We start from the raw sequence: 14,922 nt of genomic DNA, 5'->3' as shown, positions 1-14,922 counted from the left end.
GCCGTATGGCCATCGACTTCGAGGTCGACCGGGATGTCGCCGACCTCGCGCTGCGGACGGCGCGTTTCGTCCGGGACACCGTGCTGCCGGTCGAGGAGGACTGCCGGGGGGATGTGCACGCGGGCCCCGAGGCCTTGCGGCGCGAGCTGCAGGAGGCCGCCCGCGCGGCGGGCGTGTTCGCCCCTCATGTGCCGCGCCGGTGGGGAGGGCTCGGGCTTGATCTGCGGGGTCAGGCGGTCGTCTTCGAGGCCGCGGGATACTCGCTGCTGGGCCCGCTGGCCCTCAACTGCGCCGCGCCCGACGAGGGCAACACGCATCTGCTCGAAGCGGTCGCCACCGAGGAGCAGAAGGCTCGCTTCCTCGCTCCCCTGGCGGCCGGGGAGTCCCGGTCGTGCTTCGCGATGACGGAGCCCTCCCCCGGCGCCGGCTCCGACCCGAGGGCGCTGGCGACGACGGCGGTCCGGGTCCCGGGCGGATGGCGGATCAGCGGCCGCAAGTGGTTCATCAGCGGGGCGGACGGTGCCGCGTTCACGATCTGCATGGCGCGCACCAGCGGCGTACCCGGTGACCCGGGCGGCGCGACCATGTTCCTGGTCGGCGCGGGCAACCCGGGCATGAAGGTGGTCAGGAACATCGGCACCCTCGACCGCGCCCTGTTCGCGGGTCACAGTGAACTCGCCTTCGAGTACTGCGAGGTGGCGGACGACGCGGTGCTCGGCGAGGTCGACAAGGGGTTCGAGTACGCGCAGGTGCGTCTGGGGCCCGCCCGGCTGACCCACTGCATGCGCTGGCTCGGGGTGGCCCGCCGGGCCCAGGACATCGCCCTGGACCGCGCGGCCCGGCGTACGGCGTTCGGCGGGCCCCTGGCCGAACTGGGCATGGTGCAGCAGCAGCTGGCGGACTCGGAGATCGACATCGAGACGAGCCGGGCCGTGCTGTGGCGTGCCTGCTGGGAACTCGACCGGGGCAGGCCCGGCGCCCAGCTCACGTCGATCGCGAAGACCTTCGTGTCCGAGGCCGTGGGCCGGGTCGTGGACCGCGCGACGCAGATCTGCGGGGCCCTCGGCATCTCGGAGGACATTCCGCTGTCCGCCCTCTACCGGGAGGTCAGGCCGTTCCGCGTGTACGACGGGCCGTCGGAGACCCACCGCTGGGCCATCGCCAAGCGTGCGGTCCGGGCCGCGCGGGAGCGGGAGGCCGTGCGGTGACGGCCACCGGCGAGGACGGCGTGGCGGGGGTGGATCCGGGCGCGCTGCGGCGCTTCTTCGAGCGCGAAATTCCGGGGTGTTCCGGACCTCTGGAGGTGCGCCTGCTGCTCGGCGGGCGGTCCAATCTCACGTACCTCGTGACCGACGGCACGCACCGCTGGGTGCTGCGGCGGCCGCCGCTGGGCACGCTCACGCCCACCGCGCACGACATGGACCGCGAGTACCGCGTCATGGCCGCGCTCGCCGGCACCGGGATCCCGGTTCCGCGGACCGTGGTCTCCTGCGCCGACGCGTCGGTGATCGGGGCGCCGTTCACCGTCGTGGCCTTCGTCGACGGTGATGTGCTGCGGGACGGCGCCCAGGCGGCCGAGCTGTCCGCGTCGGACGCGAGGCGGTGCTCCGAGGCGCTGGTCGACCAGCTCGTCGCGCTGCACTCCCTCGATCCGCACGAGGTCGGGCTGGGCGGGTTCGGGCGCCCGGACGGGTACGTGGAGCGGCAGGTGCGGCGCTGGCGCGGCCAGTGGGACCGGGTCGCCACCCGTGAGCTGCCCGAACTGGACGCGCTGCACGGGAAGCTGGAGCGAGGCCTGCCCGCGCGGGACGGCGCCGGGGCGGTGCTGCACGGTGACTACCGGCTGGACAACGTCATCCTGGACGCCGCCGACCCGGGGCGGATCGCCGCGATCGTCGACTGGGAGATGGCCGCGCTCGGCGATCCGCTCGCCGACCTCGGACTGCTGCTCGTCTACTGGGACCCGGCGTGTGAGGCGGTCCTCGGGGAGGGGCATGTCCCGGCGGCCAACCCGGGCTTCCTGTCCGCGTCCGAGCTGGCGGAACGGTACGCGACGGGCTCCGGCCGCGATGTCTGCGCACTGCCCTTCCACCGTGCCCTCGGGTACTTCAAGCTGGCGGTCATCGCGGAGGGGATCCACGCCCGCCATCTCGCCGGGCGCACGGTCGGCCCGGGCTTCGACCGGGTCGGCTCGGCCGTGCCCGCGCTGCTGCGCTCCGGTCTGTCGGTCGATCTGTCGCGTGTCTGAGAAGGGATGTGGGTGGCGTGGTGAGGGAAGCCCGGCTCTCGGAGAAGGTGGCGCTGGTGACCGGTGCCACGGGAGGCATCGGCGAGGCGATCGTGCGGCGGCTGGCGGCCGAGGGCGCGACCGTCGTGGTCACCGATCTCGATACGGACCACTGCGAGAAGCTCGCCGGGGAACTGCCGGGCGCTGCCCTGGGGCTGCGTCTGGACGTCACCGACGAGACGGCCTGGGAGACGGTCGCCGCCGAGGTGACCGAGCGTCTGGGCGGCCTGTCGGTGCTGGTCAACAACGCGGGAATCGCCGCGATGGGCACGGTGGAGACCGAGACCCAGGAGTCCTGGGACCGGGTGATCGGCGTGACGCAGACCGGTGTGTGGCTCGGTATGAAGCACGGTGGCCCGGCCATCGAGCGCTCCGGTGGCGGCTCGATCGTCAACGTCGCCTCGATCTTCGGCACGGTCGGCGGCTTCGGCGCCCAGTTCTCGTACCACGCGGCCAAGGGGGCCGTCCGGCTGATGACGAAGAACGCCGCGCTGCACTGGGGTGAGCGCGGCGTGCGGGTCAACTCGCTGCATCCCGGTTTCATCGAGACGCCCCTGTCCCGGGAGCTGTGGCGGGGCACGCCGCGACTGACCGCGATGATCGAGGGCACCCCGCTCGGCCGGCTGGGCACGACCGAGGAGGTGGCGGCCGCCGTGGCGTTCCTCGCCTCGGACGACGCGGGCTTCATGACCGGCTCGGAGCTCTACGTCGACGGAGGCTGGACCGCCCGCTGAAGCCCGGCCGGCTCCGGCACCGGGACGGACCCCCGGTCGCCGGTGCCGGCACCGGCCTCGCGCCGGGCGTAGCGGTGCACGCCGTCCACCGAGGCGCGGACAGCGCAGCCGCGGGTCACGAGGACGTCCAGGTGTGCCGCCGTCTCGTTGACGGCCAGCATCCGGTTGAAGGGGCTCAGATCCTCGAACGGCACCTTCCGCCGGGTCCACCCGAGCTCCTGGGCCACGGCGTGGGCGTCGAGGGCGCGCCCGCCGAGGACCGCGAGGGTCTCGCCGAGCCGGTCGTCGTGGTGGGCCAGCAGCTCCGCGACCCTGCCGTGGACGCTGGGACCGACCGGTCCGTGCGCGGGCAGCAGCGCGGCGTCGGCGAGCGTGGTCATGAGCCGCAGTGAGGCGAGGTAGTCGCCCAGCGGCAGTCCGGGTCCGTCGCCCAGTTCGAAGCCGATGGAGGGGGTGATGTGCGGCAGCACGTGGTCCCCTGAGAACAGCAGCCCCCGTGCCTCGTCGAGGTAGACCACATGGCCCCTGGTGTGGCCGGGTGTGGGCACGACGCGCAGGGTCCGTTCCCCGAACCGCAGTTCCTCCGCCTCCAGCCAGCGGTCGGGCGCCTCCCATACGGCGGGGTCGAAGCCGCCGTGGTCCATCGCCTCGATACGGTCGGCCAGTTCTCCGGCGCCCGCCCGGCGCAGCGTCCTGAGCGATCCGACGGGCTGGTCGGTGCGCAGTTCGCCGAGCAGTTCAAGGCCGCGCCGCTCGCCCGAGCCGAGGTAGACCCGGGAGCCGAGCAGGCGGCGCAGTTCCACGGCCTGGGTGTAGTGGTCGCGGTGGATGTGGGTGACCAGGATGTGGCTGATCTCGGCGAGGTCGTGGCCGAGGCCGGCCAGGGCGTCCTCGAGCGCCTTGCGGGACTCCGGGATCGACCATCCGCCGTCGATCAGCACCAGGCCGTCGTCCTCTTCCAGCACGTAGACGTTGACGGCCCGCAGCCCGTCCTCCGGCAGCGGCAGTGGTACGCGGTGCACTCCGGGCCGTACGGTCTGGGCTCCACCCTGCGCCCACTGTCCACGGTCGAAACGGGTCGTCATACATCTCCCAGCTCAGATGGTTCGGGTCGCGCGCCGGGCGGTCCCGGCACGACGGGAAGCAGCGCGTGCAGTTCGCGGGCGAGTTCCCGGGCGCCTCCGCGGTCGAGCTTGCCGACCCGGGTCTGCGGCAACTCGCCGACGGCGAAGGCGAATTCGGGCCACTTGGCCTTGGACAGGCCGGTGCGTTCCAGATGTGCGGTGATCTCGTCGAGGCCGAGGTCATCGCTGCCGTTCTCGGAGACGACGAGCACGGCCGGGCGTTCGCCGAGCAGGGGGTCGGGCACCGGTGCGACGCAGACGCGGGCCACCTTGGGGTGGCTGGCGACGGCGCGTTCGATCTCGGTGATGTCGAGGTTGCGGCCGCCCCGGATGATGACGTCCTTCTCCCTGCCCATGACGGTGACGGTGCCGTCCGGGGCGGTCTTCAGCAGGTCACCGGTGGGGAGGAAGCCGTCCGGGGTGAGCGCCGGCGGTTCCACCTCGCCGTCGCGGGCGTACCCGAGGAAGAGGGAGGGGCCGCGGACCTCGGCACGTCCCGTCTCCCCCACCCCGAGGACGGTTCCGTCGGCGGCGACCGCTCTCAACTCGGTCCCCGGGAAGGGGCGGCCGTCCCTGCCGAGTCTGATCTCCTCGGTGTCGCCGGGCCGCGGCGAGGTGTGCCCGAGGCACTCGGACATGCCGAACACCCGAAGGATCCTGGTGCCCAGCGACCGCTCGGCGCGGGCCAGTGCGCCCCGGTCCATGGGGCCTCCGCCCACCGTGATCGCGCGCACTCCGTCCAGCACCCGCGATCCCGAGGCGGCCGAACCCATCTGCAGGGCCATCGTCGGTACGCACATGGTCCACCGGACCTCGTGCTCGGCCAGCCGGGTGAGGGCGGCCGCCGGATCCCAACGGCCCGTCAGCACCAGCGGCCCGGCGAGCATGAGGGACATACAGACCCCGAAGCAGTACGCGGCGGTGGAGGACAGCGGAACGAGGGCGGCCACGGCGTCACCGGGGTGCAGGCCGTTGATGTCACGGGTCCGGGAGCAGGCGTAGCGCAGGGCCGTTTCCGACTGGACGACGCCCTTGGGGCGTCCGGTGGAGCCGGAGGTGAAGCCGATGACGGCACCGCCGTTCCAGCGGCTGACGTCCCTCGGGCCACGGGCGGCCAGGAGGCTCCATCCGTCGAGCGCCTCGGCCGTCCGCCCCGCCGGCAGTCCGGGCCCCCGCCACTCCCGCAGCGCGGACGGCTCGGCGACGACGACGTCCGGCCGGATGTCCTCCAGGGCCGCCAGGAACTCCGCGCTCGTGGTGTGCCGGTTCACGACGGCGAGTACGCCGCCGGTCATCCCCGCGGCCAGGGTGGCCACGACCGTGCGCCAGGAGTTGTCGGCCTGGACCATGACCGTGCCGCCCGGCGTCCCGTCCGGGGTCATGGCCTCCGCCAGGGCCGCCGCGCGCTCGATGAGGTCCCGCGCGGCATGGCGGCCGTCGTCGTCGATGACGGCGGTGAAGTCGCCTTCCTCGGCCCGCTGCCGGAACTCCCGCACTGTTCGTCGCATCCCGCTTCCTCGCCTCGTCTCGGGAAGGTTCCTCGCCTGGCCGGACCGGTCAGCCCGGGTACAGCTCCCGTTCGTCGCCCATGACGGCGATCCTGCGGCCCTTCATGTCGCCGACCTGGGCGACGGCCGCGGCCCATTCCGGGCTGTCCAGGGCCTTGCGCAGGTCCTCGGCCGTGTCGAAGCCGAGGATCGAGACGCCGTCCCACCCCTCGGAGCGCGGCTCCAGGGCCGCGTCGATCTCGGTGTGCCGCCAGGAGCGCAGTCCGGGCAGCCGGCGGGTCAGTTCGGCGTGTTCGCCGCGCCACCAGTCGATGAACCGGTCATGGGTCCAGTCGGGCGGCCGCGAGGCCAGCAGGATGAGGTTGTACATGGCACCCTCCGATGCGGGACGAGCGGCGTGGACCGGGTTCAGGCGAACAGCAGGGCGGGTGAGCGGCCGATGAGCAGCCGCCGGACCTTGCCCGCCTCGTTCAGCCGTGCCGAAGCCACGAAGCTGGCCTCCGGCACTCCGGAGCGCCGGACCTCGCCGAGGAACAGTTCGTCAGGACCGCTGGCACTGGCGGTCAGCAGATGGTGGGTGCGTACACCCTGCTCGCGCTGCGCGAGGTAGCCCTCCATCTCGGCCCGGCCGCCGTGGAAGTCCGTGGCGCCGGCGCCGCCGGTGGAGAAGAGGATGGAGAACGAGAAGTCGTCGCTGATCAGATCGAGGATCCGGGACGCGTCTTCGCTGTCCAGCAGCGCGAACCACGCGCTCAGGAACGGTGCCGAACTCCGCATCTGTGGTGTGCCTCCCGTCATGGCCGGTCGATGAGGTCGAAGACGGGCGTGAAGTAGGACTGGTAGCGCGCCATCAGACCGGAGGGCGAGACGACGGCGGCCGACAGGAACGCGCCGGTCGGTGTACCCGCCTCCACCACGAAGCCGTAGGCCGTCTCGAGATCCTGGTCCACCGAGTAGCGGACGATCTCGTGCACACGGTCCCCGGCGTTCCGGCCGGCGATGTACGCCGCGAAGTCGGCCCTCGATTCCCCGGTCTTCTCCCCGTCCGGCAGGGCGAGGAGGAACCGGAACCCCGGCTCCAGGAGCGCCAGTGCCTTTTCCGGGTCCTGACCGTCCATCCTGGCCATGTACTCGCGGAGCACCATGGTCACCGTCCTCCCACTCAGAACATCAACCTGAGTTCAGTTCAGTTTGAATATAATGGTGCGGCTCCGCCCTCACAAGAGGGCGGAGCATCGGGCCTACTCCCCGATCATGCGCACCACGCAGCCCTCGATCAGGTCGCTGATCTCCGGCAGCGGGATCGCCCCGGTCGGGCGGTACCACCGCCACACACTGACGATCATGCCGAGCACCGCCAGCCCGAGCATGTGCGCGTCCCGCACCGGGAAGGCGCCCTTCGCCATGCCGCGCATCAGCAGATTCGTCCAGTCCCGCTCCACCATCTGCACCAGCTGCCGCGCCGCGATCCGCTCGGTCTCCTCGCGCTTGGACTTCCGCGGGGTGGCGAGCAGCGACATGTTGGCCTGCAGCACGCGCATCTGCCGGATCTCGTGCTCCGTCACCGCGAAGGCCGAGCGGACCCCGGCCCGCAGCGCCTTGACGGGATCCGGCTCACCGGCCGTCGCCTCGGTGAACATGTCGTGGGAGCGCTGCAGCTCCAGGCGCATGATGGTGAGCAGGCAGTGCGCCTTGGACTCGAAGTAGTGGTAGAGCGCCGTCTGCCCGATCCCGACGCGGTCGGCCACGTCGGACCACTTGGTGGTCTCGTAGCCGGTCTCGCCGAAGTACTCGACCGCGGCCTCCAGAATGGCCGCCCGCTTCGACCTGGGTCCCTGGTCGGGATCCACGATCCGCGCCCTCGCCATTGCCTCTCCCCTGCGCTCCACGGCCGGCGCCAGCCGCCGACCGGATGTCTGAGGGTAGACCTACTTGAACTCGGTTACGAACCCGGCTCGGGCCGGGGCCCAGTCCGGGTCGCGCTTGGCGAGGAACGCGGCGACGCCCTCACGGCCCTCGGCCGAGACCGCGGCATCGGCCAGGTGGCGGGCCTCTGAGTCGAGGTGTCCGTCGAGGCCCGCCGAGAGCCCCGCCGCGACGAGCCGCCGGGTGGCGCCGAGCGCTCCGGTGGCTCCCCGGGCGAGCGCCACCGCCGCCTCCGCCGCCGCCTCGGCCAGCCTGTCCGCGGCGACGACCCTGCTGACCAGGCCCATCTCGGCCGCCTCGGGCGCCGTGATCCGCCGGTTGGTCAGCAGCAGGTCCAGTGCCCGCTTGGGACCGACGAGCCGGGGCAGCGACCAGCTGACCCCGGCGTCCGGTGAGTACCCGATGCCGGTGTAGGCGGCGACGAAGGTGGCGTCGGACGCGGCGAGCGTCAGATCGGCCGCCGCCGCGAGCCCGAGACCGGCTCCCGCGACGGCGCCCTGCACGGCGGCCACCAGCGGCGCGTCCAGTCCGGCGAACACCCGCAGCGCACCGTGCAGAGCGTCCGTGACCGCGGTGAGGTGCGCGGACAGCCGGTCTCCGGACAGGGGGGCGAACTCCCGCAGATCGCCGCCGACGCAGAAGGAACGCCCCCGCCCGGTGAGCAGCACCGCCCGTACGCCGTCGGTCCGCGCGCAGGACCCGGCGGCCTCCAGCAGTGCCGTGGCCATGGCCAGGTCGATGGCGTTGCCGGCCTTCTCGCGGCACATCTCGACGTGCGCCACGCCCGCCCCGTCGACGCGGACCGTGACGCTCACCGGGCCGTCCATCCACCGTCGGCGGTGAGCACCTGACCGGTGCAGTAGGAGGAGGCGTCCGAGGCGAGGAACAGCAGTGCCCCGTCCAGCTCGCCCGGAGCGCCGCCCCGGCCCAGCATGGTTCCCCGTTCGACCCACCGGCGGGAGCGGTCGTCCGCGAACAGTTCCTCGGTCATCTCCGAGCGGAACCAGCCCGGGGCGAGGGCGTTGACCCGTATCCCCGCGGGGCCCCACTGGCCGGCGAGCTCGCGGGTGAGCCCGATCAGGCCCGCCTTGGAGGCGGCGTAGGACGCGCCTCCCAGCGGGGCTCCGGCCACCAGGCCCAGGATCGAGGAGACGTTCACGACGGACCGGCCCGGGGTGTCCGAGGACTCGGCCATCAGCCGGGCGAGGTGGAAGGGCGCCACCAGATTCACCGTGAGCACGGCCGCGAAGTCCTCCGCGCTCTCGTCCTCGGCCCGCACGGCTCCCGCCCCGCCGGCGTTGTTGACCAGGACGTCGAAGCGTCCGGTGGCCGCGAGCGCGCTCTGCGTGAGCCGTACGCGGTCCGCCTCGCGCGAGACGTCGCAGGCCACGGGGTGGATGCGGGGTTCGGTGTCCGCCAGTTCCGTCAGCCGGTCCAGCCGCCGGGCCGCGGCGAACACGCTGGCGCCCGCCTGTGCGAGCACACGGGCGAACCGCGCGCCGAGCCCCGCGGACGCGCCCGTGACCACCGCCGTACGGCCGTGCAGGGAGAAGAGATCAGCCGCCGGGGTCACTCGTCCACCCCGATCGGCAGCACGGTGGCGCCACCGTCCAGCACCAGTGTCTGGCCGGTCATCCAGGAGGAGGCATCACAGGCCAGGAACAGCGCCGCGTGCGCCACGTCCTCGACCGTGCCCAGTCTGCGCAGCGGGAGCTTCGCGGTCAGGACGGGCTCCCTGGGCTCCCACACGGCCCTGGCCAGCTCGGTCTTGATCAGGCCGGGGGCGATCGCGTTCACCCGCGCCCGCGGGCCGAGTTCGTAGGCGAGCTGCCGGGTCATGTGCAGCATCGCCGCCTTGGTGGCGTTGTACCAGCCGATGTGGGGGTCGACGACCAGTCCGCCGACGGAGGCGATGTTGACCACCGCGCCGCCGTGTTCCGACATCCACGCGTGCCAGGCGCAGCGGGTCCAGGCGACCATGCCGTACTGGTTGACGCGTACGGTCTTCTCCGCGCGCGGTGGATCCAGATCGAGCAGGTCGCCCATGTAGGGGTTGGTGGCCGCGTTGTTGACGAGGACGTCGAGGCGGCCGAACCGGGCCATGGTCTCCTCGACGCATCGCTGGGCCTGGTCCGGCTCCCCGGCGTTGGCGACCACCTCGTGGACATCGCCGTCGCCCTTGAGCCGCAGCAGTTCCGCCCGCGCCCGGGCGAGCCCTTCCGGTTTGCGGGCGGCGACCACGACATGCGCGCCCGCCTCGCGGTACGCCTTGGCGATGCCCAGGCCGATCCCGCGTGAGCCGCCGGTGATCACGGCGACCCGGCCGCGCAGTGGCTGTCCGTTCACGTCTGCTCCTTGGGGTACTTGGCCAGCTCCCGCCGGGCCACCGTGCGCAGATGGACCTCGTCCGGCCCGTCCGCGATGCGCAGCGCCCTGGTGATCGCGTACAGCCGGGCCAGCACGGTGTCGTCACTGACTCCCGCCGCGCCATGGGCCTGCACCGCCCGGTCCACCACGCGGTGCGCCACCTCCAGCGCCGCGACCTTGATCGCGGCGACCTCCGTGCGGGCGGCGGCGTTGCCCTGGGTGTCCATCAGCCAGGCCGACTTCAGCACCAGCAGCCGGACCTGCTCGATCTCGATGCGGCTGCGGGCGATCCATTCGCGTACGACACCCTGGTCCGACAGCGGGCCGCCGAAGGCGCTCCGGTTCATGGTCCGGCGGCACATCAGGTCCAGGGCCCGCTCGGCGAAGCCGACCGCGCGCATGGCGTAGTGCATCCGGCCGGGGCCGAGCCGCCCCTGGGCCAGGGCGAAACCTTCGCCCTCACCGCCGAGGAGGTTGCCGACCGGTACGCGTACGTCCTCGAAGAGCACGTCGCCGTGGCCGCAGCGGTCGGTGTACCCGAACATGGGCAGATCGCGCAGGACGGTGATGCCCGGGGTGTCGCGCGGGATCAGCAGCATGCTCTGCTGCCGGTACGTCTCCGCCTCCGGGTCGGTCACGCCCATGAGGATGATCAGCGCGCAGTCGGGGTCCAGGATCCCGGAGGTGTACCACTTGTGTCCGTTGACCACGTAGGAGTCGCCGTCGCGGGTGATCCGGGTGCGGATGTTGCGCGCGTCGGAACTGGCCACCTCGGGCTCGGTCATGGCGAAGCAGGACCGGATGCCGGCCGCCAGCAGGGGCCGCAGCCAGCGGTCCTGCTGCCCGGGTGTGCCGTAGAGGGCGAGCAGTTCCATGTTGCCGGTGTCGGGGGCCGAGCAGTTGAACACCTCGGGGCCCATGACGGACCGCCCGGCCAGCTCGGCGAGCGGGGCGTATTCGAGGTTGGTCAGTCCGGCGCCCCGGTCGCCGTGCGCGAGGAAGAGGTTCCACAGGCCCGCCGCGCGGGCCTTCTCCTGCAACGCGCGCATGACGGCGGGCTGTCGATGAGGGTCGTCCGCCTCGGCGAGCTGCCGGTCGTAGACGGCCTCGGCCGGGAGGACGTACTCCTCCATGAACGCGCCCATGCGTGAGTGCAGTTCGCGCGTCTTCGGGGAGAGCTCGAAGTCCATGCCTGTCGCTCCTTGCGTGTCGCTCGCTCAGCCGAGGATGTCCCGTGCCGTGCGGATCATGGCCGCGATGGTCGGTGGCAGCCGTTCCTGGTCCGGGTCGTGGTGCTTGCCCTCGCGGTGACGGCGCAGGTTGTGGCCCATGATCGCGGCCATCTTGGTGCGGGCCAGGGCCCGGAACCAGTCGAAGCCGGGTGGGGGTGGACGGCCGTCGAGGTAGGCGGCGAGCAGTTCGTCCTCGGTGGGCAGGCCGGGGATCTCGCGCCCCAGTCGGGGGAAGTTGCGGTGGTCGGCGAAGAGGAGGAACCAGGCGAGATCGATGCGTGGGTCTCCGTGGCCCCAGATCTCCCAGTCGACGACGGCGGCGGGCCGTTCGCCCGCGCACAGGACGTTGCCCAGGCGGAAGTCGCCGTGCGTGAGGACCGGTGGCAGGCCCGTGGGCACGCTCGCGGCGAGCGCTTCCGTCAGTTCCTCTCCGCCCTGTCGCAGTTCGGTGGGTACCGCGCTCATGGTGCGGCTCCACCGGTCGAGTTCGGCGGCAGGGTCGAGGGGGCCCGCCACCTCGAGGGCGGGCGGTGCGGACCGGTGCAGCTCGCGCAGGACGGCCGGGAGCGCCAGCATCCTCCTGCGGCACAGGCCGGCGTCGAGGCGATGGTCGTCGAGGACCGGTTCGACCGCCTCGCCGGTGACGAACTCCATGGCGAACCAGGCGGGCCGGCTCTCCTCGACGGCGACGACGCCGGGCACCGGCACCGAGCCGGACTCGGCGAGCGCGCTCAGGACGCGGGCCTGGCGCAGCACGTCGTTGCGGCCGACGGGACGCTGTCCCGGCGGGACGGCCTTGATGACGTACGACGCCGAGCCCGCGGTGATGGAGAAAGTGAGGCCCGAGTGGCCGCCGGGCAGGGTCTGCAACTCCCCGAGCGGCGCGCCGGGATGCAGGGCGCGGAGCCGCTCACGCACCCGCGCGGTCAGTCCGGTCTCCTCGGTGAGCCAGCTCAACGCGGTGCCTCCTTACGGTACTTGGGTTCCCTGGGCAGTCCCAGCACCCGTTCGGCGAGGATGTTGCGCTGGATCTCGTCGCTGCCGCCCGCGATGCTGTAGCCGGGAGCGCCGAGCAGGTGTTCGGTCCAGGCGAAGGTGCCCCACTCCCCCGTGTCCGCGGCGAGGCGCGGGCCGAGCAGCTGCTGGACGAGGTCGGTGGTGGCGCGCATGGTCGCGGTGGCGTAGAGCTTGCCGACGGACGCCTCGGCGCCGGGCTCGCGGCCGGCGACCAGGGCAGCCGTCACACGCAGGCCGATGAGCCGCTGCACGAGGGTGCGGACGAACAGGTCGCCCGCCCGCTGCTGTTCCCCGCCGGTGAGCGGCCGGGGCAGGTGCCGGGCGAGGTCGAGGGCGCGGTCCGCGTTGTCCAGGCCGAGCGTGCCGGAGTCCAGCCGTTCGGCGGCCAGTACGGTGAGCGTCACGCGCCAGCCCTCGCCCACGGGGCCGAGCCGGTCGGTGTCGGGGACCCGCACGTCGTCCAGGTAGACCTCGTTGAAGCTGGAGCCGCCGGTCATCTGCCGGATGGGCCGTACCGTGACGCCGGGAGCGTCCATCCGGACCAGGAAGACCGTGATGCCGGCGTGCTTGGGCACGTCCGGGTCGGTGCGGCAGACGGCCACCCCCCAGGTGGCGACGCGGGCACCGGACGTCCAGACCTTGTGGCCGCTCAGCACCCAGCCGTCGCCGTCCGCGTCGCGGATCGCCTTGGTGCGGACGGCGGCGAGGTCGGAACCCGCCTCGGTCTCGGAGAAGAGCTGGCAGGCGAGTTCGTCGGTGCGCAGCATGGGGCGCAACCAGCGCCGCTTCTGTTCCGCGGTCCCCCAGATACGGATCGCCGGGGCCACGAGCTGCTGCGTGACGGGGAAGATCTCGGTGCGCCGGGGCACCTCGAAGGCCGCCTCCTGGGCGCGGTACAGGTGGTCGTAGTAGGCGGGCAGCTCGCGGCCGCCGTACTCCTCGGGCCAGCCGAGGGCACCCCAGCCCTGGTCGTAGCGGGTGCGCTCCCAGGCGCGGATGCGCTCGGTGTGGGCGCGTTCCTCGTCCTCGGTCCAGTTCTCGAACACGGCCACGGAGTCGTCGCCGCTGCCCCACTCCTGTCCCCGTGGGCCTCGGTGGTCCGCCACGGCCGACAGCCAGCGGCGGGCCTCGGCCCGGAACTCCTCGGGGGCCGGCACCGGTGAGGGCACCTGGTTCTGGCGTTTCACCTCCGCTCCCTTCCCTTCAGCGGGCCAGCACGGTGCACGCGCTGACGCCCGGCGCTCCGTAGACATGGGTGAAGCCGGTGCGGGGGCCGCCCGGGACCTGGCGTTCGCCCGCGCGGCCGCGCAACTGCTGGACGATCTCGTGCACCTGGCGCAGCCCGGAGGCTCCGATGGGCTCGCCGTTGGCGATGCAGCCGCCGTCGGTGTTGACGGGCAGCGCGCCGCCGATCGCGGTCGCGCCCGAGGCGATCAGCCGCTCCTGTTCGCCGTGTGCGCAGAATCCGCATTCGGCCATGTGCATCACCTCGGCGCCGCTCTCGGTGTCCTGGAGCTGGCAGACGTCGATGTCGTCCGGGCCGATGCCGGCCTCCTCGAAGGCGGCTCTCGCGGCGTCCGTGCTGACACTGGTGGGTGTGCCGCCGGGCGCCCAGGGGCTGAACACCTCGAAGGAGCCGAACCGGCGGGTGCGGACGACCGCCGCGCGCAGGGCGACCGGGGTGGCGGTGGTGCCACCGGTCAGCTCGCGCGCGACCTCCCGGCCGCACAGCACCAGGGCGACCGCGCCCTGCCCCGGTGAGCAGAACATGTAGCGGGTCAAGGGGTCGTTGACCAGGCCCGAGGCCAGGATCTCGTCCGCGTCCAGCGGCTTGCGGCGCCAGGCGTGCGGGGTGCGGACTCCGTTGGCGTACGCCTTCTCCGCGACGAGGGCCAGGGTGCGCGGGGTGATGCCGTGGTCGTACATGTACCGCTGGATCTTCATGGCGAAGAACTGGGTGGTCACCATGAGGCCTTCGCTGCCGTAGGCCTCGTCGAGGCCCCAGTCGGCGGGCCGCGGGTCGAAGGCTCCGCGCGGGTGCTTGTCGAAGCCGACGGCGAGGGCGACGTCCGCGGCGCCGGACCGGATCGCGCTCACAGCGGACACCAGGGCGCTGCCGCCGGTCGCGCAGCCGTTGCGGACGTTCACGAAGGGCAGTCCGGTGAGACCGAGCCGGGTGACCAGGGTGTCGGCGTTCCCGGCCGCGTCGCTGCCGCCGAACGCCGCCCGTACCCGGGACCACGGCAGTCCGGCATCGGCCAGTGCGGCGTTCACGGCCTCCACCGCCAGCTGCCTGCCCGTGGCGTCCGACCGGCCGAAGGGGGTGATGCCGGCGCCGCAGACCAGGACGTCGGCGGCGCCTGCCCCGGTCACACCGTCACCTCGGCCGGGCGGGCGTGCGGCACCCCGTCGCCCGCCGTGACGGTGACCCGCATGCCGATCCGGACGTCCTCGGGGCGTACGCCGTCCAGGACGGCCAGGACCCGTACCCCTTCGGGGAGTTCGACGTATCCGACCGCGAAGGGCCGGAACCCGTCGTCGGCGGCCGTGTACGGCGGCGACTTGGGCGCGTGGCGCTGTACGGTCCAGGTCCACAGCGTGCCCTCGCCGGAGAGAACCGCCGGCGCGGCCGGCCCTCCGCAGTTCGGGCACGCGGGGTCCGGCGGGTAGACGGCGACCTCACAGCACGGGCAGCGAGACCCGCGCAGCTCGGGAGCGGACACGGCC

The 14,922-nt window shown here is 72.8% G+C and carries 17 protein-coding genes; 3 read left to right on the top strand and 14 right to left on the bottom strand.

Annotated features, from left to right (window positions below):
* The first annotated feature begins 5 nt into the window (after nt 1–5).
* The 3 genes from AC07DF_RS09810 to AC07DF_RS09800 are packed head-to-tail and all read left to right on the top strand — an operon-like array spanning nt 6 to nt 3,021.
* Nucleotides 6–1,208 (top strand): acyl-CoA dehydrogenase family protein, encoded by a 1,203-nt coding sequence (locus tag AC07DF_RS09810; RefSeq protein WP_478968783.1) that lies wholly within the window; start codon nt 6–8, stop codon nt 1,206–1,208.
* A complete protein-coding gene (locus tag AC07DF_RS09805) occupies nt 1,205–2,248 on the top strand; it encodes a phosphotransferase family protein (RefSeq protein ID WP_478968781.1) in 1,044 nt (347 codons plus the stop codon). The genes AC07DF_RS09810 and AC07DF_RS09805 overlap by 4 nt, the downstream gene beginning before the upstream one ends.
* Nucleotides 2,249–2,265: 17 nt before the next feature.
* A complete protein-coding gene (locus AC07DF_RS09800) occupies nt 2,266–3,021 on the top strand; it encodes an SDR family NAD(P)-dependent oxidoreductase (protein ID WP_478968779.1) in 756 nt (251 codons plus the stop codon).
* Here the strand turns inward: AC07DF_RS09800 and AC07DF_RS09795 are convergent.
* The 14 genes from AC07DF_RS09795 to AC07DF_RS09730 form a co-directional block, all read right to left on the bottom strand.
* Nucleotides 2,991–4,106 (bottom strand): MBL fold metallo-hydrolase, encoded by a 1,116-nt coding sequence (locus AC07DF_RS09795; protein ID WP_478968776.1) that lies wholly within the window; start codon nt 4,104–4,106, stop codon nt 2,991–2,993. The genes AC07DF_RS09800 and AC07DF_RS09795 overlap by 31 nt on opposite strands.
* On the bottom strand, nt 4,103–5,653 hold the full coding sequence (locus AC07DF_RS09790; protein ID WP_478968772.1) for a class I adenylate-forming enzyme family protein: 1,551 nt from the start codon (nt 5,651–5,653) through the stop codon (nt 4,103–4,105). The genes AC07DF_RS09795 and AC07DF_RS09790 overlap by 4 nt, the downstream gene beginning before the upstream one ends.
* A gap of 49 nt (nt 5,654–5,702) precedes the next feature.
* Nucleotides 5,703–6,023 (bottom strand): EthD family reductase, encoded by a 321-nt coding sequence (locus AC07DF_RS09785; RefSeq protein WP_478968770.1) that lies wholly within the window; start codon nt 6,021–6,023, stop codon nt 5,703–5,705.
* A gap of 38 nt (nt 6,024–6,061) precedes the next feature.
* Nucleotides 6,062–6,430: a hypothetical protein gene (locus tag AC07DF_RS09780; protein ID WP_478968767.1), complete on the bottom strand. Its 369-nt coding sequence runs from the start codon at nt 6,428–6,430 to the stop codon at nt 6,062–6,064.
* 17 nt (nt 6,431–6,447) lie between these two features.
* Entirely contained in the window at nt 6,448–6,798 is a 351-nt protein-coding gene (locus AC07DF_RS09775) for a nuclear transport factor 2-like protein (RefSeq protein WP_478968764.1), read from the bottom strand.
* Between the two features lie 96 nt (nt 6,799–6,894).
* Nucleotides 6,895–7,521, bottom strand: a complete 627-nt coding sequence (locus AC07DF_RS09770) for a TetR/AcrR family transcriptional regulator (RefSeq protein WP_478968762.1) — start codon at nt 7,519–7,521, stop codon at nt 6,895–6,897.
* A gap of 60 nt (nt 7,522–7,581) precedes the next feature.
* Entirely contained in the window at nt 7,582–8,394 is an 813-nt protein-coding gene (locus AC07DF_RS09765; protein WP_478968759.1) for an enoyl-CoA hydratase/isomerase family protein, read from the bottom strand.
* The gene (locus tag AC07DF_RS09760) at nt 8,391–9,152 is read right to left on the bottom strand and encodes an SDR family NAD(P)-dependent oxidoreductase (protein WP_478968757.1); all 762 of its coding nucleotides are present in this window, start codon (nt 9,150–9,152) and stop codon (nt 8,391–8,393) included. Before AC07DF_RS09760 ends, AC07DF_RS09765 begins: the two co-directional genes overlap by 4 nt.
* Nucleotides 9,149–9,925 (bottom strand): SDR family oxidoreductase, encoded by a 777-nt coding sequence (locus AC07DF_RS09755; protein WP_478968753.1) that lies wholly within the window; start codon nt 9,923–9,925, stop codon nt 9,149–9,151. The genes AC07DF_RS09760 and AC07DF_RS09755 overlap by 4 nt, the downstream gene beginning before the upstream one ends.
* Nucleotides 9,922–11,136, bottom strand: a complete 1,215-nt coding sequence (locus AC07DF_RS09750; protein WP_478968750.1) for an acyl-CoA dehydrogenase family protein — start codon at nt 11,134–11,136, stop codon at nt 9,922–9,924. Before AC07DF_RS09750 ends, AC07DF_RS09755 begins: the two co-directional genes overlap by 4 nt.
* Before the next feature lie 27 nt (nt 11,137–11,163).
* Nucleotides 11,164–12,135, bottom strand: coding sequence for a phosphotransferase family protein (locus AC07DF_RS09745; RefSeq protein ID WP_478968748.1), 972 nt, complete (start codon nt 12,133–12,135; stop codon nt 11,164–11,166).
* Nucleotides 12,132–13,382 (bottom strand): acyl-CoA dehydrogenase family protein, encoded by a 1,251-nt coding sequence (locus AC07DF_RS09740; RefSeq protein ID WP_478968744.1) that lies wholly within the window; start codon nt 13,380–13,382, stop codon nt 12,132–12,134. Before AC07DF_RS09740 ends, AC07DF_RS09745 begins: the two co-directional genes overlap by 4 nt.
* A 16-nt stretch (nt 13,383–13,398) precedes the next feature.
* On the bottom strand, nt 13,399–14,568 hold the full coding sequence (locus AC07DF_RS09735; RefSeq protein WP_478968742.1) for a thiolase family protein: 1,170 nt from the start codon (nt 14,566–14,568) through the stop codon (nt 13,399–13,401).
* Nucleotides 14,565–14,918, bottom strand: a complete 354-nt coding sequence (locus AC07DF_RS09730; protein WP_478968738.1) for a Zn-ribbon domain-containing OB-fold protein — start codon at nt 14,916–14,918, stop codon at nt 14,565–14,567. The genes AC07DF_RS09735 and AC07DF_RS09730 overlap by 4 nt, the downstream gene beginning before the upstream one ends.
* Between the last annotated feature and the right edge of the window lie 4 nt (nt 14,919–14,922).

It is taken from the genome of Streptomyces sp. NPDC044719 (assembly GCF_056433405.1).
Note: the sequence above shows the minus strand (reverse complement) of the source record. Positions and strands in the feature narration are given on the sequence as shown.

Excerpts from the sequence above, each read along its gene's own strand:
- AC07DF_RS09770 (WP_478968762.1), bottom strand. The coding sequence starts at position 7,521 with ATGGCGAGGGCGCGGATCGTGGATCCCGACCAGGGACCCAGGTCGAAG.
- AC07DF_RS09795 (WP_478968776.1), bottom strand. The coding sequence starts at position 4,106 with ATGACGACCCGTTTCGACCGTGGACAGTGGGCGCAGGGTGGAGCCCAG.
- AC07DF_RS09790 (WP_478968772.1), bottom strand. The coding sequence starts at position 5,653 with ATGCGACGAACAGTGCGGGAGTTCCGGCAGCGGGCCGAGGAAGGCGAC.
- AC07DF_RS09810 (WP_478968783.1), top strand. The coding sequence starts at position 6 with ATGGCCATCGACTTCGAGGTCGACCGGGATGTCGCCGACCTCGCGCTG.
- AC07DF_RS09775 (WP_478968764.1), bottom strand. The coding sequence starts at position 6,798 with ATGGTGCTCCGCGAGTACATGGCCAGGATGGACGGTCAGGACCCGGAA.
- AC07DF_RS09750 (WP_478968750.1), bottom strand. The coding sequence starts at position 11,136 with ATGGACTTCGAGCTCTCCCCGAAGACGCGCGAACTGCACTCACGCATG.
- AC07DF_RS09785 (WP_478968770.1), bottom strand. The coding sequence starts at position 6,023 with ATGTACAACCTCATCCTGCTGGCCTCGCGGCCGCCCGACTGGACCCAT.
- AC07DF_RS09780 (WP_478968767.1), bottom strand. The coding sequence starts at position 6,430 with ATGCGGAGTTCGGCACCGTTCCTGAGCGCGTGGTTCGCGCTGCTGGAC.